25 protein-coding genes are annotated in these 26,144 nt (G+C 49.5%); 7 read left to right on the plus strand and 18 right to left on the minus strand.

All coding sequences use genetic code 11. From position 1 onward, the window contains the following. From hflK to ndk, 12 genes are all read right to left on the minus strand, one after another. Nucleotides 1–1,194, minus strand: a complete 1,194-nt coding sequence (gene hflK, locus HQ393_RS06370) for an FtsH protease activity modulator HflK (RefSeq protein ID WP_179357996.1) — start codon at nt 1,192–1,194, stop codon at nt 1–3. Then, entirely contained in the window at nt 1,195–2,298 is a 1,104-nt protein-coding gene (gene hflX, locus HQ393_RS06375) for a GTPase HflX (RefSeq protein ID WP_179357997.1), read from the minus strand. A gap of 120 nt (nt 2,299–2,418) precedes the next feature. After that, nucleotides 2,419–2,670, minus strand: coding sequence for an RNA chaperone Hfq (hfq, locus tag HQ393_RS06380; RefSeq protein WP_179357998.1), 252 nt, complete (start codon nt 2,668–2,670; stop codon nt 2,419–2,421). Nucleotides 2,671–2,770: 100 nt separating this feature from the next. Then, entirely contained in the window at nt 2,771–4,123 is a 1,353-nt protein-coding gene (gene der / locus HQ393_RS06385; protein ID WP_179357999.1) for a ribosome biogenesis GTPase Der, read from the minus strand. Between the two features lie 9 nt (nt 4,124–4,132). After that, on the minus strand, nt 4,133–5,260 hold the full coding sequence (bamB, locus tag HQ393_RS06390; RefSeq protein WP_179358000.1) for an outer membrane protein assembly factor BamB: 1,128 nt from the start codon (nt 5,258–5,260) through the stop codon (nt 4,133–4,135). A 1-nt stretch (nt 5,261) separates the two neighbouring features. Then, nucleotides 5,262–5,891 (minus strand): YfgM family protein, encoded by a 630-nt coding sequence (locus HQ393_RS06395; protein WP_179358001.1) that lies wholly within the window; start codon nt 5,889–5,891, stop codon nt 5,262–5,264. Between the two features lie 11 nt (nt 5,892–5,902). Beyond that, nucleotides 5,903–7,174, minus strand: coding sequence for a histidine--tRNA ligase (gene hisS / locus HQ393_RS06400; protein WP_179358002.1), 1,272 nt, complete (start codon nt 7,172–7,174; stop codon nt 5,903–5,905). 27 nt (nt 7,175–7,201) lie between these two features. Further along, nucleotides 7,202–8,476 carry a flavodoxin-dependent (E)-4-hydroxy-3-methylbut-2-enyl-diphosphate synthase gene (gene ispG / locus HQ393_RS06405; RefSeq protein ID WP_179358003.1) on the minus strand — a complete coding sequence of 425 codons (1,275 nt, stop codon included), beginning with the start codon at nt 8,474–8,476 and terminating at the stop codon, nt 7,202–7,204. Between the two features lie 3 nt (nt 8,477–8,479). Further along, nucleotides 8,480–9,394 (minus strand): helix-turn-helix domain-containing protein, encoded by a 915-nt coding sequence (locus HQ393_RS06410; protein ID WP_179358004.1) that lies wholly within the window; start codon nt 9,392–9,394, stop codon nt 8,480–8,482. After that, nucleotides 9,387–10,133, minus strand: a complete 747-nt coding sequence (locus HQ393_RS06415; protein WP_179358005.1) for a tetratricopeptide repeat protein — start codon at nt 10,131–10,133, stop codon at nt 9,387–9,389. Before HQ393_RS06415 ends, HQ393_RS06410 begins: the two co-directional genes overlap by 8 nt. A gap of 9 nt (nt 10,134–10,142) precedes the next feature. Further along, a complete protein-coding gene (gene rlmN / locus HQ393_RS06420) occupies nt 10,143–11,267 on the minus strand; it encodes a dual-specificity RNA methyltransferase RlmN (protein ID WP_179358006.1) in 1,125 nt (374 codons plus the stop codon). Between the two features lie 24 nt (nt 11,268–11,291). Next, nucleotides 11,292–11,717 carry a nucleoside-diphosphate kinase gene (gene ndk / locus HQ393_RS06425; protein WP_179358007.1) on the minus strand — a complete coding sequence of 142 codons (426 nt, stop codon included), beginning with the start codon at nt 11,715–11,717 and terminating at the stop codon, nt 11,292–11,294. A gap of 181 nt (nt 11,718–11,898) precedes the next feature. Between ndk and HQ393_RS06430 the strand changes: the two genes are divergently transcribed. Beyond that, nucleotides 11,899–12,657 (plus strand): SPOR domain-containing protein, encoded by a 759-nt coding sequence (locus HQ393_RS06430; RefSeq protein ID WP_179358008.1) that lies wholly within the window; start codon nt 11,899–11,901, stop codon nt 12,655–12,657. 61 nt (nt 12,658–12,718) lie between these two features. Here the strand turns inward: HQ393_RS06430 and cysS are convergent, their stop codons facing one another. Then, the gene (cysS, locus tag HQ393_RS06435) at nt 12,719–14,113 is read right to left on the minus strand and encodes a cysteine--tRNA ligase (protein WP_179358009.1); all 1,395 of its coding nucleotides are present in this window, start codon (nt 14,111–14,113) and stop codon (nt 12,719–12,721) included. A gap of 275 nt (nt 14,114–14,388) precedes the next feature. Here cysS and trpE point away from each other — a divergent pair, with 275 nt between their 5' ends. From trpE to HQ393_RS06465, 6 genes are all read left to right on the plus strand, one after another. Next, nucleotides 14,389–15,858 carry an anthranilate synthase component I gene (gene trpE, locus HQ393_RS06440; RefSeq protein WP_179358010.1) on the plus strand — a complete coding sequence of 490 codons (1,470 nt, stop codon included), beginning with the start codon at nt 14,389–14,391 and terminating at the stop codon, nt 15,856–15,858. Nucleotides 15,859–15,902: 44 nt separating this feature from the next. Further along, nucleotides 15,903–16,472 (plus strand): anthranilate synthase component II, encoded by a 570-nt coding sequence (locus HQ393_RS06445; protein WP_179358011.1) that lies wholly within the window; start codon nt 15,903–15,905, stop codon nt 16,470–16,472. 66 nt (nt 16,473–16,538) lie between these two features. Next, complete coding sequence (gene trpD, locus HQ393_RS06450) at nt 16,539–17,573, plus strand: anthranilate phosphoribosyltransferase (RefSeq protein ID WP_179358012.1); 1,035 nt, start codon at nt 16,539–16,541, stop codon at nt 17,571–17,573. After that, entirely contained in the window at nt 17,570–17,923 is a 354-nt protein-coding gene (locus HQ393_RS06455; protein ID WP_179358013.1) for a GFA family protein, read from the plus strand. The genes trpD and HQ393_RS06455 overlap by 4 nt, the downstream gene beginning before the upstream one ends. A 20-nt stretch (nt 17,924–17,943) precedes the next feature. Next, nucleotides 17,944–18,747: an indole-3-glycerol phosphate synthase TrpC gene (gene trpC / locus HQ393_RS06460; RefSeq protein ID WP_179358014.1), complete on the plus strand. Its 804-nt coding sequence runs from the start codon at nt 17,944–17,946 to the stop codon at nt 18,745–18,747. A gap of 100 nt (nt 18,748–18,847) precedes the next feature. Beyond that, the gene (locus HQ393_RS06465; protein WP_179358015.1) at nt 18,848–20,155 is read left to right on the plus strand and encodes an EAL and HDOD domain-containing protein; all 1,308 of its coding nucleotides are present in this window, start codon (nt 18,848–18,850) and stop codon (nt 20,153–20,155) included. A gap of 53 nt (nt 20,156–20,208) precedes the next feature. Here HQ393_RS06465 and HQ393_RS06470 read toward each other — a convergent pair whose 3' ends face one another. The 5 genes from HQ393_RS06470 to HQ393_RS06490 all read right to left on the minus strand — a co-directional run bounded on the left by HQ393_RS06470 (nt 20,209) and on the right by HQ393_RS06490 (nt 26,069). Continuing rightward, complete coding sequence (locus HQ393_RS06470; RefSeq protein ID WP_179358016.1) at nt 20,209–21,126, minus strand: hypothetical protein; 918 nt, start codon at nt 21,124–21,126, stop codon at nt 20,209–20,211. 110 nt (nt 21,127–21,236) lie between these two features. Continuing rightward, nucleotides 21,237–22,490: a tRNA adenosine(34) deaminase TadA gene (gene tadA / locus HQ393_RS06475; RefSeq protein ID WP_179358017.1), complete on the minus strand. Its 1,254-nt coding sequence runs from the start codon at nt 22,488–22,490 to the stop codon at nt 21,237–21,239. Nucleotides 22,491–22,582: 92 nt separating this feature from the next. Next, complete coding sequence (gene recN, locus HQ393_RS06480) at nt 22,583–24,235, minus strand: DNA repair protein RecN (RefSeq protein ID WP_179358018.1); 1,653 nt, start codon at nt 24,233–24,235, stop codon at nt 22,583–22,585. A 223-nt stretch (nt 24,236–24,458) separates the two neighbouring features. Then, nucleotides 24,459–25,133 (minus strand): hypothetical protein, encoded by a 675-nt coding sequence (locus HQ393_RS06485; RefSeq protein WP_179358019.1) that lies wholly within the window; start codon nt 25,131–25,133, stop codon nt 24,459–24,461. A gap of 60 nt (nt 25,134–25,193) precedes the next feature. Continuing rightward, nucleotides 25,194–26,069 carry an NAD kinase gene (locus HQ393_RS06490; RefSeq protein WP_179358419.1) on the minus strand — a complete coding sequence of 292 codons (876 nt, stop codon included), beginning with the start codon at nt 26,067–26,069 and terminating at the stop codon, nt 25,194–25,196. Between the last annotated feature and the right edge of the window lie 75 nt (nt 26,070–26,144).

Genomic DNA, 26,144 nt, shown 5'->3' on the forward strand with positions numbered 1-26,144 from the left:
TTATCGACCGTCGCGCTCACCGCGATTCGCGCGGGCAGCAGGAGTTTCGTTTGACTGAGCAGCTGGTGCTTCATCGGCCTTGGGTGCAGCAGCGGGGGCTGCAGCAGGTGCAACTGTATTTGCTGGCAAATTCATCTGCATTAATTTATCTAATGGCAGATAGAGCAGATTGCCATTTGATTTTTGATCGACCATCACCTTCGTCGTATTTTGGAAGACGGTCTGCATCGTATCCAAATACATACGGTCACGCGTTACTTGCGGTGCTTTTGCATACTCAGCGGCGATCTGGCGGAATCGAGATGCATCACCTTCAGCACGTGCCACGACTTGCTGACGATAACCCAACGCTTCTTCTTTTAAGCGCGCGGCCATACCACTCGCTTTTGGGACTACATCATTTGCGTAGGCCGTACCTTCGTTAATCAAGCGAGCACGATCTTGACGCGCTTTGACTGCGTCGCTGAACGCAGCTTGGACTTGTTCGGGGGGCTGAACATCCGAGATATTGACACGCGAAATCGAGATGCCTGCACCGTACTTATTCAAAAGATCTTGAATAATCTCTTTAGTATCTTCACCGATCTTGCCACGACCTTCATTGAGTACGTAGTCGACTTTATTTTTACCGACAACTTCGCGAATAGCGGTTTCAGCGGCCTGTTTAACAACATCTCGGCCATCACGATCAGCCAAACGATTGTTAAATAAAAAATCACGCGCTGATTTCAAATTGTATTGAATTTCAAGCTGGACTTCGATGATGTTCTGATCGCCCGTTAGCATCAAACTTTTATCACCAGCAGCACCTTCGGCAACGACGCCAACTTCGAGACTACGCAACTCGGTGACGTTAACGATTTCACGCGATTCAATTGGATACGGTAAGTGCCATTTCAAACCTGCACTTTCAACGGTTTCCATGTATTTACCAAAACGAGTAATAACCGCATTTTCTCGCTCATCAACCACATAGAATCCAGATCCAACCCACAACACTAGGAGCGCACCAGCAACCAGAGCAGCGCCTGTTGAGCTGTTTTTGTTGCTGACTGGGGGCAGACCCGGATTTGATTTCCCACCGAAAAAGCGATTAATCTTCTCGGTAACCGAGCGAAAAATATCGTCCAAATCAGGCGGGCCACCATTATTTCCTTTGCGACCACCACCCCATTGCGGATCGTTCTGACTCATTTATTCTTCCTTTTGTGATTGGCTCATTGCTTCAATCAACGCGGCACGGAGCAAATCAAGGCCATCACCATGGATTGCACTTAATTTTACTTCTTGGATTTTATCATATTCATCACGCACGATTTCTGGCGGCAATGACTTCTGATCGATCTTATTAAAGACCATCAACTGTGGAATATGTTCCGCACCAATTTCATGCAGCACTTTATTGACTTCACTAATTTGCAATTCGCGCATCGGATGGTTAATGTCTACGACATGCAATAACACATCGGCATTGATGGTTTCTTCCAATGTTGCTCGAAATGCAGCCACTAACGTATGCGGCAATTGACGAATAAAACCTACCGTATCAGATAGGACAATTGAATGCTCTGCATCTAAATACAACTTCCGACTTGTTGTATCCAACGTTGCAAACAATTGATCGGCCACATAAATTTTAGCTTTTGTTAAAGCATTGAATAATGTTGATTTACCTGCATTAGTATAGCCAACGATTGAAACCGTAAACTGCCCATTTCGATCACGTGCTTTACGCTGAGTAGCGCGCTGCTTTTGCACCACTACAAGCTGATCTTTTAGTCGCTTCACACGAATGCCAATCAGTCGTCTATCGGTTTCTAGCTGAGACTCACCTGGTCCACGCAAACCAACCCCACCCTTTTGTCGCTCAAGGTGAGTCCAGCCGCGAATCAAGCGTGTTTGAATGTGCGCGAGCTGGGCCAATTCAACTTGCAGTTTACCCTCGGCAGTTCGTGCTCGCTGAGCAAAAATATCTAAAATCAGCGTGGTACGATCTAGCACGCGACACTGCACCTTTTTCTCAAGATTGCGCTCTTGTGCCGGAGAAAGTTGGTGATTAAAAATCACGAGTTGAGCTTGATGTTCTGAAACTGCGAGCGCAATCTCATCGGCTTTACCACTACCGCAAAAGTAGGCGGGGTCAGGTCGCTGACGCTTGCCTTCAATGATCTGCAGCGGTTTAACCCCTGCCGACTTAACGAGCTCAACAAACTCGTCAATGCCATCTCGATAATCTGCCTCACCAAAATCAAGGCAAACTAAAATCGCTTCATCACCGCCCTGATGGCGTTCAAACATGCAGACCTCAATTCAAAGAGCTTATTGCAATTAGATGGGGACAAAAACTTGAATCCCAAGAAGAAAAAACCCCGAAAGACAAAATCTTTCGGGGTTTAAAAATACCCAACCAATCAAAGATCAGTCTTCAGTCGACGCTGCTGCTGGATTATCATGCGGCACATTCACCGAGCGTGACGGAACAACGGTAGAAATTGCATGTTTGTACACCATTTGTGTCACGGTATTGCGCAGCAACACCACATATTGATCAAACGATTCAATTTGACCTTGCAATTTAATACCATTAACCAGATAGATCGACACTGGCACATGCTCTTTGCGCAAGATGTTCAAAAAAGGATCTTGCAACATTTGCCCCTTAGCACTCATTTTTATTCTCCGGCTTGTTATTTAATTATCCGTCTATACGGCTTGAGTCAATACATCTTACGCTTATAGTACACTTTTCAACAGCTTACAATCAGCAAATTCACTTATTACCGCGGCGATTTAATTTTGGGGGCGCCTTACCTTCAAATGGATTACCACCCTTCTTAAACTGGACCCGCAATGGAGTACCTTGCAATTTGAACGTTTTCATAAAGAAATGTTCCAGATAACGCCAATAAGATGCAGGCACAGCCTCAAGCGCATTGCCGTGTATCACCACCACAGGCGGATTACTCCCCCCCTGGTGAGCATAGCGCATTTTGGGACGAATCTTACCCGCGATAGGCGGTTGTTGACGCTCCATAGCCAACTGCAAAGCACGGGTCAATTTTGGCGTTGGAATCTTAATCATTGCCGCGTCATACGCTTGATGAATAGATCCGAACAAATCACCAACACCCTTACCCTGTAATGCAGAAATATAGTGGAACTTAGCAAAATCAAGGAATGCAAGCTTGCGAGCAATCTCACGTTTGATTTTATCTCGCTGCTCTTCATCAGCAGCTTCCCACTTATTAATGGCCACCACCAAAGCGCGTCCAGACTCTAATACAAAACCAGCAATTTTTGCATCTTGATCTGACACATCTTGCGTTGCATCAAGCACCAAAATAACCACATTACAGTCTTCGATCGCCTGCATGGTTTTAATAACCGAGAATTTCTCGATCATATCAGTCACCTTGCCGCGGCGGCGCACGCCAGCGGTATCGATCACTGTATAGTTTTGACCATTTCGTTCAAAATCAATAAACACCGAATCTCGGGTTGTACCTGGCGCATCAAAAGCAATGACACGCTCCTCTCCCAAAATCGTATTTACTAGCGTTGATTTACCCACGTTAGGGCGGCCAACGATAGCAAACATTGGGTGAGTAATTTCTTCTTCCGGCTCAGGCTCAGGAAACCCTTCCAAAATTTCGTTAATTAGGTCACGAACACCTTCACCGTGAGTAGCTGAAATCGCGACAGGATCACCCAAGCCCAACTCATGGAACTCAGCAGTCATCACTGCACGATTCATGCCTTCGATCTTGTTAACCGCAACCCAAACTGGGCGGTCACCTTGACGCAGACGATTTGCAATAATCTTATCTTGCGGCGTCAAACCATTGCGACCATCAACAATAAATACAATCGCATCAGCCTCATCCACGGCCTGCAGTGTCTGCTTGGCCATTTCAAACATGATACCTTCATCAATAACCGGCTCAAAACCGCCGGTATCAATCACTAGGTATGGCTTTTCACCCACTTTCCCATGGCCATAATGGCGGTCGCGCGTTAAACCCGGTTGATCAGCAACCAGCGCATCACGCGTCTTGGTGAGACGATTAAATAATGTAGATTTGCCCACATTTGGGCGGCCAACTAAGGCGATAGTAGGTTTCATTCAATTCTCTTACTGTGCACCAAGCAGATACAATCCGCCTTTACTCGTCTGAACAACAGCTTGCGAGCCATTGGACTGAGGTGCTAAATAGATACGACTGCCATCGGTGGCCAATCGACCGACCAAAGACCCATCTTCAGGGTCAAGATAGTGCAAATAACCTTCAAGATCACCTACTACAACCTGATTACCCAATACTGCAGGACCACTTACAAAGCGATATGCAAGTTTTTCCTGCTTCCAAACAGAACGACCCGTGTTGCGCTCAAACGCACTGATATGACCCTTTACATCGGACACATACACATATCGTTCATCAATTGCTAAACCCGACCAACTCGAAACGTCACGAGTCCAGATCAAAGAGCCATTTTTCGTATTTATGCACGCTATCCGACCTTGGAAAGCAACTGCACATACCATATCAGCATGAACCACAGGTGGCGCAACAATATCGGTTACGCGCTCTAATTCGCTTGCACCGCGTGGCAATGCAATTGGCGCCTCCCAAAGCACGCGACCATCATCCACAGCCAGCGCAGAAAGACGTCCCGCCGCTTGTCCAACATAAACGATACCTTCAGCAACAATTGGAGCAGCATAATTACGCAATTGCAATGGAGGTTGCTGGCGCTGATAGATCCATTTCATTGTGCCAGTACTGGCAGAAAATGCAGTCACTTTCCCATCATTGGAACGAACAATTACCAAATCATTGGCAACGACTGGCGCTGAAATGACTTCACTCGATGCTTTTACCGTCCAGACTATTTTGCCATTGCTGACATCCAGCGCAGTCACATCGCCCTTCAGACTACCAACTGCTAATAAACCTGAGCCAACTCCGACGCCACCAGCCACCTCTTGTGGCAGTGTGATTTTCCACTTTGTCTGGCCTGAATTACGATCAAGCAATGCAACTTGACTCTTTCCACCGACAACAGCCACCAAATCACCGCTAAACACAGGTTGAAAGCGAAATTCAGTTTCACTACCAATCTCGTTTTTCCAAACAAGTTTTGGCTGCACTTTTGATTCAATGACAGGCAAAGGCGATGGATCTGGCTGATTGCTCACCGAGGAACAAGCGGTCAGAGCCACTACGCTGACCAACAAAGCAAAACGCAAACCGCGCATATTACTTCACTCCAAGCACATCAAGCTTCACTTCAACTAGCTTCAAATTAGGAGCATCTTTAGGCAATTTTGCAATTGCTTGGCGATATGCATCAGCTGCCGCGGCATTATCTTTTTTCGCGACCATTAAATCACCACGCATCTCTGCAAACAGCGCGGAGTAGCTTTCTTCTTCCGGTGTTTTGATCAGCGCGAGTGCTTCATCGTATTTTTGGCCATCCATCAGGATACCGGCTAGTCGTAATTTCGCAGTATCGCGCAAGGTGACTTCTTTGGAGTTGCTAATGACCCAATTTAGTTCAGTCGTCGCCTTCACTGGATTGCCTTTCATATAGGCCATTTTCGCGGCAGCTAAGGCTGCGCGTGAGGAATAAGGCGTGCTTGAGTATTCAGTTTTCAACTGACTTAAAGCCGAGTTAAATTTCACCTCATCCATGCCCTGTGCCTGCATCTGAGCATAGATTTCAGCCGCCTGTGCAACCTGGCGTTTTTGCCAAGTTTGCCAACCAGTCCATGCGGCATAAGCGATCAGCGCTGCGCCGAGTACCAGCGCCAATGCTTGACCCCAGCTTTGCCACCAAGCTTTAAGCTCGGCAATCTGTTCTTGTTCTTGTAAGTCAAAAGCTGCCATGTTGTCCTCGATTATTTAAGACTACAAATCAAATTTGCCAACTGATCTTGCGCTACAGTTTGTTGTTCGCCCTGTTTAACGCCCGTCAGTGTTTTAACATTTACCGTACCAGCTTGCATTTCACCTTCGCCCACAATGACAGCAAACTGCGCCCCTGATTGATCGGCTTTTTTAAATTGTGATTTAAAGCTGCCGCCGCCAGCATGATATATCACATTGAGCCCTAAAGCTCGCATCTGACGCGCTGCGGTAAATGCATAGCGTGCCGCCTCGTCACCTTGGCTAATGACATAAACATCAGGAGCCGATGCGGGGGCGGTTATTTTTTGGGCTTCAAGCAGCAAGAGCAATCGCTCAATCCCCATGGCGAAACCGACGCCAGGACATGGCTTGCCGCCCAATTGCTCAACGAGCCCATCATAACGTCCACCAGCGGCAACCGTACCTTGTGCACCAAGCTCAGTGGTTACCCACTCAAAAACCGTGCGATTGTAATAATCCAGCCCACGCACCAAGCGCGGATTGATTTTATATTCAATCCCAGCATCATCAAGAAGCAATTTCACGCCTTCAAAATGAGCTTTTGATTCATCACCCAAAAAGTCACTTAGACGCGGTGCATTCTCAGCCATTTGCTGCAACGCTGGGTTTTTTGTATCTAATACGCGTAATGGGTTGGTATATAAACGACGACGGCTGTCTTCATCGAGTACATCAACATACCCCTCAAGGTATTTGATTAACTCTGCACGATGCGCAGCACGCTCGTCGGCATTACCCAAAGAATTTAGCTCTAAACTCAGCCCAGTCAAACCTAAGCGTGGCCATAGGTCGGCCAACATTAAAATCATCTCGGCATCGACATCTGGCGTGGCAAAACCAAAGGCTTCAACACCAAGTTGATGAAACTGACGCAAGCGACCTTTTTGCGGCCGCTCATGGCGAAACATCGGGCCGATATACCATAGGCGCTGAGTTTGGTTATACAGCAATCCATGTTCAATACATGCCCTCACACATCCGGCAGTACCCTCAGGGCGCAGCGTGAGTTTTTCACCATTGAGGCTATCTTCAAAGGCATACATTTCTTTTTCAACGATGTCGGTGTGCTCACCAACCCCGCGCACAAATAAATGCGTCGACTCTACAATCGGCATGCGGATTTGCTTATAACCATAAGCAGCCAGCCACTCGCGAGTAACACGTTCAAAAAACTGCCATTGCGGCGTTTCATCCGGCAGCGCATCGTTCATGCCGCGGATACCTTGAATGGTTTGAGCCATTTTTATTGTTCTACCTAAAACTAAAGATTAAATTTGAGCCAATGGAATAATTTTTGGCGCATCCAATCGACGTTTAGCGCCATTTTCTCCATAACGGGTCAAGACGTAATTTTCAACGATCGCCTGAAACTCTTGGGCAACATTATCACCCTTGAGCGTGACATCTTTTTCGCCATCGACATACACGGGGCAGACAGGCACCTCGCCAGTACCAGGCAGGCTAATACCAATATCCGCCAATTTAGATTCACCAGGACCATTTACAACACAGCCCATGACAGCAACTTTCATATCCTCAACACCAGGATATTGCGCACGCCAAATCGGCATTTGTTCACGCAAGAAATTTTGAATATCTTGCGCCAACTCTTGAAAAACCGTCGAAGTTGTACGACCGCAACCAGGGCACGCGGTCACTAAGGGCGTAAAGCTACGCAAGCCCATCGTCTGCAATAGTTCCTGCGCGACAACCACCTCTTTGGTGCGATCACCATTGGGCTCTGGCGTCAAAGAAATACGGATTGTATCGCCTATCCCTTCTTGCATTAATACCGCCAAAGCAGCACTCGAGGCAACAATACCTTTTGAACCCATACCCGCTTCGGTCAAACCCAGATGCAGTGGATAATCGCAACGAGCACCCAAATCACGATACACCGCGATCAGATCTTGTACGTGAGAGACTTTACACGAGAGCAGGATTTTATCTGGCGATAAACCCCAAGCAATGGCCTGATCAGCAGACTCTAGTGCCGAAACAATTAAGGCTTCACGCATGACCGCTTCTGCAGTCATAGGCTGCGCTCGTTTTGAGTTTTCATCCATCATGCGCGCAGCAATACTTTGATCAAGCGAACCCCAATTAACACCAATACGGACCGGTTTATTGTATTGAACGGCTTTTTCAATCATGAACGCGAATTTCTCATCGCGTTTACTACCTTTACCTACATTACCAGGATTAATGCGATATTTTGCCAAGGCTTCAGCACAGTCGGGATAGTCGCGGAGCAGACGGTCACCATTAAAGTGAAAGTCCCCTACCATCGGTACTTTACAACCCCAATTTTCGAGCTTGGTTTTGATATTTGCGACCTGAGCAGCAGCTTCAGCACTATTGACCGTAATTCGAACTGCCTCAGAGCCCGCACGCCATAACTCAAACACCTGACGCGCAGTTGCTTCTGCATCAGCCGTATCAGTATTGGTCATTGATTGAACCATAACGGGGTGATCACTACCTACCCAGACATTTCCAACGAGTACTTGACGAGTTTTACGACGCAAAATCGGGCTAGACATGAATTATTTCAGTTCCAAATTAACAACATCCGAGCCAGGTTTGATATAGCTATTCAAATCAACTGGCTGACCATGCATAAAAAGTTTAGTTTTTGGCGCATTGCCGATTTTTACTGAAAATGGCGGCTTTCCTGAGGCTTTGCGCTCAAAGCCAGGACGTACAATTTCAGACATCACTTTATTACCATTCGCATCAACAATTTGCACCCAGCTATCTGATTCTGTCATCAAAGCTAGCTCAACTTCGCCTGCAACAACCGAAGCAGCTTGAGTGACTTTGCTGGCCACGGGTGTCGCAGCCAATACAGCACTTGCTACGACAGCTGCATTAGGGCTGACAATGGGTGCAGAAGCTACCGCAACTGTAGTAGCCGCGCTTGCCACTGACGCGACGGCAGCCACCTCTACCGAAGATGCTTGTGCCACAACGGAAGCATCAACTACTTCCGGCGTAGACACTTCGGCCAATGCAAGGTCTGGGCTTGAAGGTTGCTGCAAATACCAGTAAACAGCAGCAACTCCAATAAACATGCCAATCAGGGACATGATCAGCAATAAGCTTGAGCGAGAACCTGATGATCGTTCACTAAGCATAACAGTCGAGCCATCTTCGGCACTTGAGCTGGGAAGTACACTTTGCACTCGCTCTTCAGGCAATACCGTTGCAAGATATTGCAGCAAAGGTTCTACATCTAAGCCTACCAATCTTGCATAGTTGCGCACAAATCCACGAATAAATAGATTACTTGGCAACTCATCAAAAGCTTCTTTTTCAATCGCCTCAATTTGGCGACGAGCTAGTTTTAATTGCCCTGCAATGTCGTCAACCGATAAACCCTTGGCCTCACGAGCAAGACGTAACTGCCGCCCAGCAGGTAAAAAAGTATTATTAGCAGTATTTTCTATCTGATCAGTCATAACGTCCGGTCTGGAGCTTGGTTGCTTCTAATGAATCAGGATACATCCGGCGCAATTCGTTTGCGTAGCGTGCCTCAGATTCTTTGTTGCCAATTTTACGTTCGATTCTTACCCCCAGCCAGAGCAATTCTGGCGGCGACTTTGGAATGGCACGTAAAACTTCGATAAATAACTGTTTCGCTTGAGGTAAATCACCCTCTTCAAGCAGTACATTGGCTAACTGAAACTTCACCTGTAAATTTTGTGATTGCTGCTTATTCGCACGAACCAGATATTGCCTCATCAAGGCCTTATCACCTGCTTTTTGAGCGCAATTTGCAGCGGCAAGCATGGTTGCTTCAGGCGTAGGATACAGCGGATTACCTAATGCGATTTCGTATCGTGTAAATGCGTTTTTGAAATCACTACGATCACACAAGTAATTTGCATAATTGTGATTAATATCCGGATCTTTTGGTGCTGCTTTAATCGCAAGCTCGAAATATGATTTCGCGGAAGCTTCATCTCTTAAAGCCAAATAAGACAAGGCCAATACATTGTAGGCCTGCGCATAATCTGGCACGGCTTGCAAAGCCTTTTTGGCCTCATCAATGGCAACTGCGTATAAAGTACGTTTATAGTACTCAGAAGCCAAACTGGTTCGTGTCGCAGCGCGCTGCTCCGGAGGGCCAACATCATCATCCGCAAAGGCAACTTGCATCAGCAAAACAGATAAAGCAACCATCCAGAATTTTTTCATTATTTAGCCTTATTTTTGTTGAAACAAAATCGGGCGCGTCTCTGCCATTTTTTCAGTTCTGCGAGTTTTATCCAGCACCTGCCCCGCCAACTGACCACACGCGGCATCAATTTCATCACCACGTGTTTTGCGCACTGTCACAATGTAGCCTGCCTGAGTGAGAATATCACGGAAACGCGCAATTGCTTCACGCCCAGAGCGAGCATAGCCTGAATTGGGGAATGGATTAAACGGTATTAAGTTAAATTTACAAGACACCGAACGCGCCAAATCCACCAGTTGGCGAGCGTGCTCTGGTTGATCATTAATCCCTGCCAACATTACGTACTCAAACGTCACGAAATCGCGCGGCGCTTTTTCCAGATAACGATTACAGGCATTAAGTAATTCTTTTAATGGGTATTTTTTATTAATCGGGACAATTTCGTCACGAATTTTATCATTCGGCGCATGCAAACTCACCGCCAATGCCACTGGGCAATCTTCACGCAGGCGATCAAGTTGCGGCACCATCCCCGATGTAGACAATGTCACACGACGGCGCGACAAGCCATACGCGTTATCATCGAGCATCAAACGCATTGCGGCGACAACATTATCGTAGTTAGCCAGCGGCTCACCCATACCCATCATCACAACATTCGACACGATACGGGTATCGTCATTGACCGCATTACCCAAGCGAGCAGCGTCAAATGACAAGCGCTGATTGGCCCACCACAATTGGCCAATAATCTCGGCCGTACTTAAATTACGATTAAAACCTTGGCGTGCCGTCGAACAAAACGTACAGTCGAGCGCGCAGCCAACCTGACTCGACACACACAAAGTCCCGCGGTCGTCTTCAGGAATAAAAACAGCTTCCACACCGTTGCCAGTACCCACATCAAGCAACCACTTGCGGGTGCCGTCTTGGGCAATTTGTTCGGCCATCATCGATGGCGGAGCAACACAGGCCTCTGCAGTCAGTTTCTGACGAAACGACTTGGCAATATCGCTCATCACGTCAAAATCAGCGGCGCCGCGCTGATGAACCCACTTGAGCAATTGCTTGGCGCGAAAAGGCTTCTCCCCCATTTGCACCATCAATTGGCCGAGTCTCTCAGCATCGTAATCCAACAAATTTAATGACATGATCGTGTGCTCCGCAGCGTTCAATTAAGCGCCGTAAACTTCTGAAGCAGCAAAGAAATAAGCAATTTCAATCGCTGCATTTTCCAAACTATCTGAACCGTGAACTGCGTTCGCGTCGATGCTCGCAGCGAAATCAGCGCGGATCGTGCCAGCAGCCGCTTCTTTCGGGTTAGTTGCGCCCATCAATTCGCGGTTTTTCAATACGGCGTTTTCGCCTTGCAATACTTGAATCATGACTGGACCAGAGATCATAAAGTTCACCAAATCATTAAAGAAAGGGCGTTCTTTGTGAACTGCGTAAAAGCCTTCAGCTTCAGCGCGTGACAGTTGTTTCATTTTTGCAGCAACGACTTTCAAGCCAGCAGACTCGAAACGGTCGTAAATTTTACCGATTACATTTTTTGCAACTGCATCTGGTTTGATGATGGAAATAGTACGTTCGATTGTCATTTTTTATGCTCCAGTGGGTTTATATGTTTAGTTTTGTTAACAAACACGAAAGAATTTTGCTGCCCAAGCTCAATATCAGATAGCCTTTGGCCAGTGCATTTGCTTGGCAAGGACATTCAATTGACTAAAGTTTAGGCAAATAGCCGACCATTATAACACTTACAAATGGCATGCAGAGAGAATGAGTGAAGGTCTAGACCCAATCCTTCAGCAAAAAGAGCAGCAACAGCTGAAAACCCAGCTACTTTGGCGCCTTGGTATTGCGGGCGGATTAATCGCCGCCATTCTATTTGGTATCGCATGGCTAGAAAAAAGCCAGGAAAATGCCGCACCCAATCTGCAAATTCCACAAATTGCACCAGAACTCAACGCCAGCGAAGCAGCAGAAGTCGCCTCTAGCGTAGCCAGCGCGGTGGCGAGCGCTTCTCCAAATCCAAGTCCGACTGCAAATCCGACTGCCAGTGCTGTCATTGCTATTACTTCAACCCCAAGTCCTGTTGCAACGGCCGTGATAACGACTTCACTTCCCGCGACTAAAATTCAAAAAATCGAAAATATCCCGCAAGCAATACCAACCCCACGTATTGAGCCAAAAGCAAATAAAACCATCATTGCTACAGCGATACCCCTTGCAAAACCACTACCCACAGCAGAACCTCAGCCAGCAACGCCAAATACAACAAACAGCCCGATCATTAGCAAGCCTGCGCTTGCCTATCCAGCACCCGTGAATAGCACTCGCGGCTATAGCGTACAAGCTGGGGTATTTTTACTCTCGAACAACGCCGAGAAATTACTTGGGCAACTGCAACAAGCTGGAATTCCTGCATATCTCGAAACACGCGTTCAAATTGGGCCGTTTAAAACCAAAGCAGAAGCCGATGCAGCAGTAAAAAAACTCAAAGCACTGGGCATTACACCGGTCGTTAAAACCGAATAAAATGAAGTCACATAAAAAAAACCGCCTTGATGGCGGTTTTTTATTTTCACTAGCCAGCAAATTAGTTACGACGCCAAGTCGTCTCACCCGCTTTATCTTCCAGCACAATACCTGCCGCAGCCAATTCATCACGAATTCGATCGCCTTCTGCCCAGTTTTTGTCAGCACGCGCTTCACGACGCGCCACGATGGCGGCCTCGATTTTTTCCGCAGTCCACTCACCTTCCGCCCCAACATCAGCCTGCAGGAAAGATTGCGGATCGCGCTGCAGCAAGCCAAGCACGCCGCCCAAAGCCTTGAGCAAACCGGCTTTTTGCGCACCCAATTCAGTACCGGCGTGTTTATTGGCTTCAGCGGCCAATTCAAACAACACCGCCACCGCTTCGGTCGTCGCAAAGTCATCATCCATCGCCACTTTGAAACGTGCCGCCAATGGATCATTCCAATCAATGGCAACGTCCGCAGGCGACACCGTTTTCAGCGCCGTATACAGGCGTGTCAGCGCGTTTTTCGCATCATTCAAGTGCACATCGCTGTAATTGAGCGGACTGCGGTAGTGGGCGCGCAAAATAAAGAAACGCAGCACTTCAGCATCAAACTTTTGCAGCACTTCACGAATAATGAAGAAGTTGCCGAGGCTTTTCGACATTTTTTCGTTATCGACATTGATAAAGCCGTTGTGCAGCCAGTAGTTCACATATTGCTGGCCGTGCGCGCCTTCGGATTGGGCAATTTCGTTTTCGTGGTGCGGGAATTGCAAATCTTCACCGCCACCGTGAATATCGAAATGCTCACCCAAATGGTGGCAAGACATTGCCGAGCATTCGATATGCCAGCCCGGACGACCTTTGCCCCATGGCGAATCCCATTTCACGTCGCTCGGCTCATCGGCTTTAGCCGCTTTCCACAGTACGAAATCGCGCGGATCGCGTTTATTTGAATCGACCTCAACACGCTCGCCAGCGCGTTGCTCGTCAAAATCTTTGCGCGACAATTTGCCGTAGCCGTCGAAATCTTTCACCGAGTAATACACATCGCCATTCGGTGCGTGATACGCCAAGCCTTTATCAAATAGCTTGCTGATAATCGCTTGCATCCCGCCGACGTGATCTGTGGCGCGAGGCTCGTGATCGGGGCGAATAATGCCCAGCGCCGCGAAATCTTCATTCATCGAATCGATAAAACGCGAAGTCAGACTTTGGATCGACTCACCATTTTCGACCGCACGCTTGATGATTTTGTCATCAATATCGGTAATGTTGCGCACGTAATTCACGTGAAACCCACTCTCGCGCAACCAACGCGCGACCACGTCAAACACCACAACCATCCGTGCATGGCCGATATGACAGTAGTCGTATACGGTCATGCCGCAGACGTACATGTTCACATGACCTGGAGTAATGGGTTTGAATTCCTGCTTTTCGCGGGCGAGAGAGTTATGCAATGTCAGCATCGTGAGTTCACATTGTTTGCACTAAAAATGAGATTCTACCAAAGCTGTCAAGCCGCGCTGTAACTAAAGTGCGCCCTGACACCCAAAACACAGGAAAAAATCGAGATTATTTGACGCTCCAAGCCGCTTGCAGCACAATCGATGCTGTTTATTGCAAACCAATCTATAGACCTACAATCATGGCATTCCACTCCGCAGAAATCTGGCTTGAATGGCGATGGCGTCGCTGAAATCGCGTCCACACGCTCTTCTCATCCATAACCGGAGTTAAATCCATGATTTCGCGTACCGAATTTGCAGACCTTGCAGCGCAAGGCTACAACCGCATTCCTTTGATTTCCGAGCTATTTGCTGATCTTGATACGCCGCTTTCGGTGTATTTGAAGCTCGCCAATCGCCCTTATTCTTATCTGCTTGAATCTGTCGTGGGTGGCGAGCGTTTTGGCCGCTACTCATTTATTGGCTTGCCTGCACGTACCCGCATCAAAGTCTGTGGCACACGCACCGAGCTGATTCACGATGATCAAGTCATCGAAACGCACGATGGCAACCCGCTCGATTTTATTGAAAGCTATCAAGCGCGCTTTAGAGCGCCGCCCACCAAAGGCCTGCCGCGCTTTATGGGCGGACTGGTTGGCTATTTCGGCTATGAAACGATCCGCTATATCGAGCGCAAACTAGCCGAGTGCAACAAACCCGACCCAATCGGCGCGCCCGATATTCAATTGTTACTGTCCGAAGAAATCGTCGTCGTCGACAATCTATCGGGCAAGCTGTATCTCGTCGTGTATGCCAACCCAAGCAATGACAATGCCTTTGATGTGGCCGAAGCTCGCTTGCTTGAACTGCGGATGAAACTGCGCGAGCCAGCACAAATCCCCTTCTCGCTGCCCGTTCAAACGCATGGCACGCCGGTTTCCGAATTTGGCGAACAGCCATTCAAAGACGCCGTACTGAAAGCCAAGGAATACATCAAAGACGGCGACGTGATGCAGGTTGTACTGGCACAGCGCATGAGCGCACCATTTGCCGCGTCGCCGATGTCGCTGTACCGCTCGCTGCGCAGCATCAATCCATCGCCGTATATGTTCTATTACGACTTTGGCGATATGCATATCGTCGGCGCGTCGCCTGAGATCTTGGTTCGCCTCGAAGACGACACCGTCACCGTGCGCCCAATTGCTGGCACTCGTCCGCGCGGCAAAGATCGCGCAGAAGACTTAGCACTCGAAACCGAATTGCTGGCCGATGAAAAAGAAATCGCCGAGCACGTGATGCTAATCGACTTGGGCCGCAATGATGCGGGCCGCGTCGCTCAAACTGGCTCAGTCAAACTGATCGACAAAATGATCGTTGAGCGCTACTCACATGTGATGCACATCGTTTCTAGCGTTGAGGCCAAACTCAAACCAAAACAAACCGCGATTGACGTACTCAAAGCCACCTTCCCCGCCGGTACGGTCTCTGGTGCGCCGAAAGTGCGCGCGATGGAAATCATCGACGAGCTGGAACCGACCAAACGCGGCGTGTATTCAGGCGCGGTCGGTTATCTGGGCTTTAACGGCGATATGGATGTGGCAATCGCGCTGCGCACCGCCGTGATCAAAAATTCAACACTGTATATGCAAGCAGGTGCCGGCATCGTCGCCGATTCGGTACCGCAAAGTGAATGGCAAGAAACGCTCAATAAAGCCCGCGCCGTGTTGCGCGCCGCTGAATTAGCCAGCCAAGGCCTCGACGCCTAATTTGTATCGAGACCGCCCCGCACTTGCACACAAAGGATTTAGCCATGCTCTTGATGATCGATAACTACGACAGCTTTACTTACAACCTCGTGCAATATTTTGGCGAACTGGGCCAAGACGTGCATGTGCATCGCAACGACGAAATCACCATCGAACAAATCGAAGCGATGAAGCCCAAATACTTGGTGATTTCACCCGGGCCATGCTCACCACTCGAAGCCGGTATTTCGGTTGCCGCAATCAAGCACTTTGCTGGCAAGCTACCGATCATGGGCGTTTGCTTGGGCCACCAATCGATTGGTGAAGCCTTTGGCGGCAAAATCATCCACGCCAAAATACTGATGCATGGCAAGGTATCGCCTGTAATCCATAATGATGTCGGGATGTTCAAAGACATACCCTCCCCAGTCACGGTCACTCGCTATCACTCGCTGGCCATTGAGCGCGAATCACTGCCCGATTGCCTTGAAGTAACGGCGTGGACGGAAGACGGCGAGATTATGGGTGTGCGCCACAAAACTTTGGCAATCGAGGGCGTGCAATTTCACCCCGAATCGATACTGACTGAACACGGGCATAAAATGCTCGAGAATTTCCTAAAAGAATGGGCGTAATGCCAGACTCAAGCCGACCCAAGGTCGGCTTCTTTACGTCCTCAACATAAAAACTAGGGATAGCAAATGATCACCATCCAAGCCGCACTGAACCGCCTGATCGACAATAACGAGCTGTTTTACGACGAAATGCTGCATCTGATGCGCCAGATTATGTCAGGCGAAATGACACAGGCACAAACTGCCGCACTGCTGATGGGCTTGCGCACCAAAGTTGAAAGCGTATCCGAAATTGCAGCCTCGGCAACCGTCATGCGCGAGTTTTCAACTAAAGTCGCAGTGCAAGATCGCAGCCATCTGGTGGATACCTGTGGCACCGGCGGCGATGGCGCGCACACATTCAACATCTCGACCTGCTCGGCCTTTGTCGCCGCCGCAGCGGGCGCGAAAGTGGCGAAACATGGTGGCCGTTCAGTCTCGTCGAGCTCAGGCTCAGCCGATGTGCTCGAAGCTTTTGGCGTGAATCTGAGCCTCTCTGCCGAACAAGTCGGCCAGTGTATCGACGAAGTCGGCCTAGGCTTTATGTTTGCGCCCAATCATCACAGCGCGATGAAATACGTCGCGCCTGTACGCAAAGAGCTCGGCGTGCGCACGATTTTCAATATCCTTGGGCCACTGACCAACCCTGCGGGCGCAGACAATCAAGTGATGGGCGTTTTCCACCCTGATCTGGTGGGTATACAGGCGCGAGTCTTAAAGCAATTGGGCTCCAAGCATATACTGATCGTACATGGCAAAGACGGCATGGACGAAATCTCGATCAGCACGCCAACGATGATCGCCGAATTGAAAGATGGTGAGATTGTTGAATACGAATTCGATCCACGCGAGTTGGGCTTTGAGCTGGCCGACATCAAAACACTACACGCCAGCAATGCAGCTGAATCCAAAGCGATTATCGAAGGCATCTTGAACGGCTCACTCACAGGCCCCTGCCGCGACATCGTCTTGCTGAATGCCGGCGCAGCGATCTACGCCGCCAACTTGGCCGTAACGCTAGAAGACGGCATCAACGCCGCGCACGAAGCGCTGGCCAGCGGCGCAGCCAAAGCCAAGCTTGATGCGCTGATCAAATTTACCCAAAGCTTGGCGCAAGCATGAAAACCTACCACGGTAGCTGCCATTGCGGCGCGATAAAATTTCGCGTTGTTTCGCCCGAAATCACCTCCGGTGTGCGCTGCAATTGCTCGATCTGCCAACGTAAAGGCGCACTGATGACGCCACATATTTATTCACCTGAAGAATTGGTGATTGAATCAGGCGCAGAGCAACTGAGCGTGTATCAATTTGGCAGCGGCGTGGCCAAGCATTATTTCTGCGAAGTGTGTGGCATTTACCCTTTCCATCAAACGCTACGCAAAGCGGGCTACTACCGCGTGAATGTGGGCTGCCTTGAAGGCCTTGAGCCGTTGGAACTAACGGTAGAAGTCTTTGATGGGCGCAGCCTTTAATTTTATTTTGAGCAAAGAATATGTCTGACATCCTGAAAAAAATCTGGGCGACGAAGTATGAAGAAGTCGCTGCAGCCAAAAAACTGATCCCGCTCGCCGAAATTCGCGCACAAGCTGAGGCGAACAAAGACCACCGCGATTTTGTCGGCGCGATTCGCACCAAGCATGCCATCAAACAGGCGGCGGTGATTTCCGAGATTAAAAAAGCCAGCCCTTCGAAAGGCGTGATGCGCGATCCGTTTGTACCGGCTGAAATAGCCCCCGATTACGAAGCCCATGGCGCGGCGTGTTTGTCGGTATTGACCGATGTGCAGTATTTCCAAGGTCATGCGGATTACCTGAAAGCAGCGCGTGCGGCGTGCTCGATTCCCGCCTTGCGCAAAGACTTTATGGTCGATGAATATCAGTTTTATGAAGCGCGCGCTTGGGGGGCGGATTGCATTTTGCTGATTGCCGCCGAGCTCGATGTGAAGCAAATGCAGGATTTTGAAGCGATTGCACACGGTCTGGGCATGGGTGTGTTGGTGGAAGTACACAATGCAGAAGAACTCGATGCGGCGCTGCAGCTAAAAACCCCGCTCTTGGGTGTAAACAACCGCAATCTACGCACCTTTGAAGTCAGCCTGCAAACGACGATTGATTTGCTGCCGCGCATCGTCGCCGATGGCCGCATTGCCGTGTGCGAGAGTGGCATTCATACCGCCGCCGATGTGCAATTGATGCGCGATCACAATGTGCACACTTATCTGGTCGGTGAAGCGTTCATGCGCCAGCCTTCACCAGGCCAGGGTTTGAGTGATTTATTTAAACCTGTGTACGGTTAATCGAATAAGGGCCAGCGCAATGCTGGCCCTTGTTGCATTGCACTAGCGATCAAGCTATTGACTCTCTATGCTGAAAACATCAAACGATGGAAATTTTGGCATGTTTCGCTGGCTGATCGACAAACTTGCACCGCCCCCAAATCAATCGCCCCCTCAAGATGCGACAGTTGCAGTAACGGCTGCGCCAAGCAAGCCCGACTACAGCGGTTTATTGCGCCGTCGTGCAATTTATAATCGGCACTGGCAAATTGCCGCCTACGCATTAACCTTGCGTGAACTGCCGCATGCCAAACACAGCACTCATGCTTATCGGGATGATGAAGTGCTGCTATGCCAAGTCGAGCGATTACTGGCCAATCATGATTTTAAGCACACCGACATTTGGGTTGAGATGGCGTGGTCTAATATCGCGCAATTATTGCTTCATGATTTTTCAAATTTGCCCGTATTACGTGTCATCGCGCATGGGAATGTGAATCTAAGCGCTGCCGATCTTATCGAGCTACTGCCCCAAATTAGCCAACGCAATATCATCCTCGGCGCCACGGCCAAACATTGGCATCAATCGCATCCTACCTTGGGTGAACAGCTAAAAATTGTGGCGCTTTCGATTCAATCACCTGACTTTGCGGTGCTCAGCCAGCAAGTTGCGATTTGCCGCCAAATTGCACCGCATGCGCAACTTTGGATCAACGATGTCGATAGCCGTGAAGCGGCCGAGGCGTGTTTTCAATTGGGCGCCGATTTTGTCAGTGGGCAGGTATTTACTTGGCCAGAAGCGCAGCAAATCCATTTTCCGGATAGCTTTATCCGGCTCAATCAAATATTGCAGTTGGTTCGCCAGAATGCTGATGCCAAGCTGATTGCGGATGAATTAAAAAGCGACCCGGCCTTAAGTGCTCGCCTGCTTCGCTATGTGAATTCTGCGGCACTGGGTTTATCTCACCCGATTAGTAATCTGGATCAAGCTATCGTCGTGGTCGGCAATCAACGCCTGTATCGCTGGCTGTCGCTATTGCTATTTTCAAGTAAAGGCGAGCAAGAGCTGGATGAAACACTGCTTGAGGCCGCACTCAATCGGGCGCGTTTGATGGAGCTGGCAGGGCAAAAGCAGTTTAATCACGTTGAATGCGAGCTACTATTTCTAACGGGGTTATTTTCGCTGCTCGATTTTCTATTGCGCGTGCCCCGCGCCCTCTTACTCAAAGAGCTCAACCCTCCAGAGCAAGTCATCAAAACCCTGCTGGGTGATAGCACGCCATTTACGCCCTACTTTGAGCTGGCACTGAGTAGCGAGCTGGCTGGGCCTTCGATAGATCAATTGGCAGCATGCCAGCTCAGTGCGGGTGATTTCAACCGCCTGCAAATGGAAGCTACACTGTGGACCTTTTCAGCCCTAGCCACCTAGTGCCAATGTATATCCATACAGACTAGATATACATTGGCCTTAGAAGCGATACCCTAGGAATGGCCTCCGCCTTTACCACCTTCTCCACCGCCGCCTTTACCGCCACTTCCGCCGCTACTTCCACCGCCACTTCCGCCACTACTTCCGCCACTACTCCCGCCACTACTCCCGCCACTACTCCCGCCACTACTCCCGCCACTACTCCCGCCGCTACTCCCGCCGCTACTCCCGCCGCTACTCCCGCCGCTACTCCCGCCGCTACTTCCACCGCTACTTCCACCGCTACTTCCACCGCTACTTCCACCGCTACTGCCGCCTTCACCACCTTTACTGTCAGATTTTCCTGTGCTTTTGCCAGAATCCTGGCTTTGCTCAGAATGTTCGCTCGCATCGCCTGAGTGATGAGTTTCTACCCCTTCTTGGTGTTTGGCCTCAACACCATGCTCTTTTTCCGACTGTTTTTCAGATGAATGATGAGCCAGCCCTTCGATGGAACGATTGGTCGCCCGACTTGCAGATTCGACCTTGCCCAGATTGAGCCCCAAATCATGCGCGATTTCTCCCCATCCCAAACCTTCGCTACGGCTGCGGGTAATACTCTGGACTGCGGCGGCTAATTGACTGGTCGTTGGATTGCTAATGCCTTGTTTTTGCAATAATCCTTGTGCCAAAGCCAAGGTATTGTTGACTCCGCCCCAACCCATGGTTTTTTCCGAGCCTTTGACTTCCACTTTTGCGCCATCTTTACTCGTTAGTGTGGCAGCAGTGCCGTTGCGCAAGGCCGTCGTCAAAGCTGAAGCATTGTCTTTGGACCCCGCCAATTTGCTGTAGTGATTCGCCAGTGTGTCATTCACTTGCTTGCTGTCGAGCTGGCCGGCTAAATGATTGGTTTGCTGCGCGCTATCGTCCAAAGCATCGGCCCATGCAGGCGATGCCAGCATCAACGATGCGGCAATAATCAGACGTTTCATGATGGCCTCCTTGTAAGAACATCAAATCCAGTATGAACCGATGCACTTTAAAGCGGCACTTAGCTACGCTAACTAACTGATTAAAGTTCAATTTCGCTCGATCTTGACTGCTAATCTGCAGCTTGCAATAAAATCGTTTGGATTTGGCGCTGCTGCGCAGGATTGATTTTTAACACATGACTTAAATAGCGTGACATTGTGCCCGCTTGCTTTTTGACTTCATGCAGCGCGGCTTTCAGATAGCGGGCTTGAACACCAAAAATCGCGTGTAATATTTCTCGATCACCACCCGCCGCGACACAGTGCTCAATTAAAGTTTGGTATTTCTGAATCACCCGCTCATGGCTTAGCATATAGTCGCGCAAAATACGCTCATGCGGCACACCCAAGATACTCAGCAGCAGCACCGTCGCCCAACCGGTGCGATCTTTACCCGCCGTACAGTGATACATAATTGGGTATTGCTCGATAGAGCATAGATTATTTAGCCAATCAGCATATACCTGCTGAGCAGTCGGGCTGGCAACCATATCACGATACAGTGCTAGCATCATCTGCTCGGCCTGACCTTGGCCTAAATGCTGCTGCATTAACTCGGGCTGCTCGAGTAATTGCACCAGATTAAACGCAATTGTCTGCTCGGTATCGGCCAGCACATCGCGCCAGTAGTTTTCCACTAGAGGCAAATGTGGATCGGGATGACGGGTTTGTTCGCTAAAAGAGCGAAAATCCCACACGCTGCGCAAATTGAGCGCACGCGCTTGCTCCAATGCCGTCTCGCTTAAGCCAAACCATTGCTCAGAGCGAAATATCATGCCGTGTTTGATTACGGAACCATCTGCCGTTTTTAGGCCGCCCAGATCCCGAAAATTGAGTAAACCATCAATCTGAATCGGCGTGGGTTTTGCCTTTTGTTCACTGCGACGCTGGGCAAAAAAATCACTGATCATTTGGCTGGCCTCTTGCGCGTAAGGGCCAGTTTCAATATGCGTTTGATGATTAAGCTGAGGATTGGCAAAGGGGTTGATGACGCTACCGGCCGCGCCAGTTTTGGCATCGCTCGTTGCGTAGACCACGCGCTTGAGACGCGAGTGCAAGATTGCGCCTGCGCACATCAGGCAAGGCTCCAGCGTCACGTACAGCTCGCAATCACTGAGCCGGTAATTACCCAAATATTTAGCTGCATCGCGGATGGCCAGCATTTCAGCATGAGCGCTCGGGTCGTGCGAGCCGATCGGCTGATTATGACCGCGACCGATGATTTGCCCCTGATAGACGACGACAGCGCCAACGGGCACCTCACCTTTGCTTTGCGCCAGCGCCGCTTCGGCGAGCGCTGCTTGCATAAAGTCGATATCGCTCACAGGGTATATCCATCAAATCATTTGATTACATGATACTACGCGCGATACCCGTCGAGAAACTAAGCATAAGCTTCACGCTGCACCCTGCCAAGTTAAGCCAGCATTTCCGCTGCATGCTGGCGCGTCGTTTCGGTAATTTCCAGCCCGCCGAGCATACGCGCGATTTCTTCGATGCGTTCGGTGTGGCTCAGCTGCGCAATGCTGCTGTGAACGCCGTCTTTGGCCTGCGCTTTGGCCACCTGCAAATGCTGCGCGCCACAGGCGGCCACTTGTGGCAAATGCGTGATGCACAGCACCTGACGGCTTTGGCCGAGTTCGGACAATAGCCGCCCAACAATCTCAGCCACGCGCCCGCCGATACCGACATCGACCTCGTCGAAAATCAGCGTCGGCACATTGGCCACTTGGCTGGTCACTACTTGCAGCGCCAAGCTAATGCGCGACAATTCGCCACCTGAGGCCACTTTCGCCATTGGGCGCAATGGTGATGCAGGGTGATTGGCTGTTTGTAATTCGATTTGCTCTAGACCAAACGCCGCAGGCTGCGTTTGCTCGATGAGCACAACTTCGCAGCGGCTGCCCGACAGCGCCAGCGTTTGCATTTGCTCAGTCACGAGCTTGGATAAAGTTTTAGCGGCTTTGGCGCGCTGCTTCGATAAATTTTCTGCGTGTTTGCGGAACTGTGCTTCGGCCTGCGCGACTTGTTTGCGCAATGCATCGAGTCCCTCTGCGCCGCCCAGCTCGGCCAAACGCGCCTGCCATTCGGCGAGTTGCTCAACCAAAAGCGATGGATCAACACGGTATTTGCGCCCGGCGCGATACAGCGCATCCATCCGTGTTTCGACATCGGCTAGGCGGCTTGGGTCCAGTTCGAGTCGATCGGCATAATGGCGCAGACTCGAAACCGACTCGGCCAACTGCGCTTCAGCACCAGCGAGCAATTCCAGCGTTTCATTGATCGCAGGGTCAAATTCGGCGAGCTGACTCAGCCGATGCGCCACAGTCGCCAGCCAGCTTTGGCAATTTTCATCACCATCGGCCAGCGCATCCAAGCCACCTTGTACGCCTTCGATCAAACTCGCGGCGTGATGCAAGCGTTTGTGCTCAGCCTGCAATTCGGTCCACTCATCAGCGGCAATCGCCAGCCCGCCAATTTCGTCAATTTGCCATTGCAGCCGCTCGCGCTCGGCTTCAAATCGATCAGCATTTTGCTCAGCCGATTGCAATTCGTTCGCAAGGCTGTGCCAATGCTGATAACGCTTGGCCACGTCACGCGCCAAATTGGTCGCGCCCGCATATGCATCGACCAATTCGCGCTGCGCGTCATGGCGCAAAAGCGATTGATGCGCATGCTGGCCATGAATATCCACCAACCATTCACCGACGGCTTTTAATTGATTCAGCGTTGCCGGACTGCCGTTAATAAAAGAACGCGATTTGCCGCTAGCATCGATAATCCGGCGCAGCAGTAATTGATCACCCTCGTCGCTAAAGCCCTGCTCCGCCAACCACGCTGCCACTTGCGGCAGATTGCTGGTCGCAAACTCAGCCGACAATTCAGCGCGCTCGCAACCATGGCGCACGACGCCGGCATCAGCGCGCTCGCCGAGCAGCAAACCCAGCGCATCGATAATGATCGATTTACCCGCGCCGGTTTCACCGGTTAGCACCGTTAAACCGTTAGCAAAATCCAGATCGAGTTCACAAACAATGACAAAATCGCGTAAATGCAGAGCAGACAGCATGGAGCGGAAAGCCTCAATAAGAACGAACGTTCACTTTAGGGTAGATTGAAGTTTGAAGCAAGTAGCAAGGTAAGGTGTGTTGAGGATATGCGAATAAGTACTTTGAATGGATCAGTATGGCCTAGTTAGCCGAACGCGCTTCCCCGAGAGGAAGTTCCCTTAGGGATAACAGGCTTGCTGCCAAAGAAAACAATCCCCTCGGGGTACGATCAGCCCAACCAGGCTACACCTCAGAAAGTGATGCCAAACTTGCGGGCAACGCCCCAAAAAACTCTGTTCGGTGCAAAACAGAATGGTTTGCAATTAAAGCCGAATTAAAAAGCCATTTGAGGTTGTGTAGCCATGCAAACAGAAACCATGGGCCATCACCATCTTCACCATGATAAGCAACTCGCGTGAGCATTGATTCCTTATTACACAAAGGAGGATTTTTAATAGCCTCTAATATTTCCTGTTTATTTGCATAGTAACCAAGATATTCTGGTTGACTAAGAAAATCTAAATTTTGCTCAGCCCATAGAAATACTTTCTTTATTGAATTAATTCCATTTTTACAGGCATTAGCATCTAGCAAAAAACCAAGACTATAATATTCTTCGTAATTTTCTTGTTGAAAAACCCACTTTATCTTGTCGGAGTCTACACTATACAAAAACTCCAAGCCTTTCACATCAGCCTGATTACATAACCATTCAACTAAAGTAATAGCCCAATTACGCCGGGTGCTCATATAGATTGAATTTACAATGGTTTGCCGCTCATCCTCAGACAATGAATCTCTAATTTGAGTTGGAACAGGATGCCCCCAGAATTGGGTTAAGGATTCTTCATCAACAACTTTGGGAACAAATAACTCTGCTTTTACTAACATCGTATTTGCGCTACTTGACATTGCCATAAGTAAATCCTTCGCTTCTATTCAGAATGAATATTTAATTTATTTAGACTTCCATCAGGATCAAAGTAATTTTTCGCCCCAGCGCAATTTAGCCCGCAACATATCGTAATAGCTATACCCATGCGGATGCAGAATCCGCAACGAATTGGTATAGCGACGGATCAGCACTTTATCCATTTCCTGCAATTCAAAATCGGATTGATTATCGAAATACACCCGCGCGTCTTGGCCGCGGGTGAGTAGGAATTCGACCTGGGCGTTTTCAGAGACGACAATCGGGCGATTCGATAGTGATTGTGGGCAGATTGGCACCAAGGTAATCGCCGGTAGCGATGGGTGCAAAATCGGGCCGCCGGAGGCGAGCGCGTAGGCGGTTGAGCCGGTTGGCGTTGATACGACCAGACCGTCCGATCTCTGGCTATATACAAACTGGCTATCGACAAAAATCTCGAATTCAATCATCGAGCCGATCGAGCCGCGGCTAAATACCACGTCGTTGAACGCCAGCGAGGTATTAATCGTTTTGCCTTCGCGCAGCACGCTGGCTTCGAGCAAGATGCGCTCTTCGGGCACAAACTGGCCGGCCAGAATATTGGGTACTGATTTTTCCATTTCGTGTAATGGAATATCAGTCATAAAACCCAGCCGCCCCTGATTGATACCCATCAGAGGTATACGATACGGCGCCAATAAGCGTGCAACGGACAGCATGGTACCGTCGCCACCGAGCACAATCACCAAATCTGCCAGCTTGCCGATATGGTCACGATCAACGCATTGATACGCGCTAATCTCGTGCTCTTGCGCGATTTTGCCTTCAATCAGGACTTTGACATCGCAAGACTCAAGCAAAGCCGCCAAGCGGCGAATCGGGTCGCCCAAGGATGGGGTGTTCAGGCGGCCGACGAGGGCGATGGTTTTGAATAGGCTATGCATGGCGTTGGAGGCTTGAATTAATAGAGTCGCAGCCGCATTAATATACCAAAGAACAGGTAAAATCTCGCGAAAATC

The sequence above is a fragment of the Chitinibacter bivalviorum genome, from assembly GCF_013403565.1.
GTDB classification, from domain to species: Bacteria; Pseudomonadota; Gammaproteobacteria; order Burkholderiales; family Chitinibacteraceae; genus Chitinibacter; species Chitinibacter bivalviorum.

Coding starts and splice junctions, on each gene's coding strand:
- hflK (WP_179357996.1), bottom strand. CDS start 1,194: ATGAGTCAGAACGATCCGCAATGGGGTGGTGGTCGCAAAGGAAATAAT.
- hflX (WP_179357997.1), bottom strand. CDS start 2,298: ATGTTTGAACGCCATCAGGGCGGTGATGAAGCGATTTTAGTTTGCCTT.
- hfq (WP_179357998.1), bottom strand. CDS start 2,670: ATGAGTGCTAAGGGGCAAATGTTGCAAGATCCTTTTTTGAACATCTTG.
- der (WP_179357999.1), bottom strand. CDS start 4,123: ATGAAACCTACTATCGCCTTAGTTGGCCGCCCAAATGTGGGCAAATCT.
- bamB (WP_179358000.1), bottom strand. CDS start 5,260: ATGCGCGGTTTGCGTTTTGCTTTGTTGGTCAGCGTAGTGGCTCTGACC.
- HQ393_RS06395 (WP_179358001.1), bottom strand. CDS start 5,891: ATGGCAGCTTTTGACTTACAAGAACAAGAACAGATTGCCGAGCTTAAA.
- hisS (WP_179358002.1), bottom strand. CDS start 7,174: ATGGCTCAAACCATTCAAGGTATCCGCGGCATGAACGATGCGCTGCCG.
- ispG (WP_179358003.1), bottom strand. CDS start 8,476: ATGTCTAGCCCGATTTTGCGTCGTAAAACTCGTCAAGTACTCGTTGGA.
- HQ393_RS06410 (WP_179358004.1), bottom strand. CDS start 9,394: ATGACTGATCAGATAGAAAATACTGCTAATAATACTTTTTTACCTGCT.
- HQ393_RS06415 (WP_179358005.1), bottom strand. CDS start 10,133: ATGAAAAAATTCTGGATGGTTGCTTTATCTGTTTTGCTGATGCAAGTT.
- rlmN (WP_179358006.1), bottom strand. CDS start 11,267: ATGTCATTAAATTTGTTGGATTACGATGCTGAGAGACTCGGCCAATTG.
- ndk (WP_179358007.1), bottom strand. CDS start 11,717: ATGACAATCGAACGTACTATTTCCATCATCAAACCAGATGCAGTTGCA.
- HQ393_RS06430 (WP_179358008.1), top strand. CDS start 11,899: ATGAGTGAAGGTCTAGACCCAATCCTTCAGCAAAAAGAGCAGCAACAG.
- cysS (WP_179358009.1), bottom strand. CDS start 14,113: ATGCTGACATTGCATAACTCTCTCGCCCGCGAAAAGCAGGAATTCAAA.
- trpE (WP_179358010.1), top strand. CDS start 14,389: ATGATTTCGCGTACCGAATTTGCAGACCTTGCAGCGCAAGGCTACAAC.
- HQ393_RS06445 (WP_179358011.1), top strand. CDS start 15,903: ATGCTCTTGATGATCGATAACTACGACAGCTTTACTTACAACCTCGTG.
- trpD (WP_179358012.1), top strand. CDS start 16,539: ATGATCACCATCCAAGCCGCACTGAACCGCCTGATCGACAATAACGAG.
- HQ393_RS06455 (WP_179358013.1), top strand. CDS start 17,570: ATGAAAACCTACCACGGTAGCTGCCATTGCGGCGCGATAAAATTTCGC.
- trpC (WP_179358014.1), top strand. CDS start 17,944: ATGTCTGACATCCTGAAAAAAATCTGGGCGACGAAGTATGAAGAAGTC.
- HQ393_RS06465 (WP_179358015.1), top strand. CDS start 18,848: ATGTTTCGCTGGCTGATCGACAAACTTGCACCGCCCCCAAATCAATCG.
- HQ393_RS06470 (WP_179358016.1), bottom strand. CDS start 21,126: ATGAAACGTCTGATTATTGCCGCATCGTTGATGCTGGCATCGCCTGCA.
- recN (WP_179358018.1), bottom strand. CDS start 24,235: ATGCTGTCTGCTCTGCATTTACGCGATTTTGTCATTGTTTGTGAACTC.
- HQ393_RS06485 (WP_179358019.1), bottom strand. CDS start 25,133: ATGGCAATGTCAAGTAGCGCAAATACGATGTTAGTAAAAGCAGAGTTA.
- HQ393_RS06490 (WP_179358419.1), bottom strand. CDS start 26,069: ATGCATAGCCTATTCAAAACCATCGCCCTCGTCGGCCGCCTGAACACC.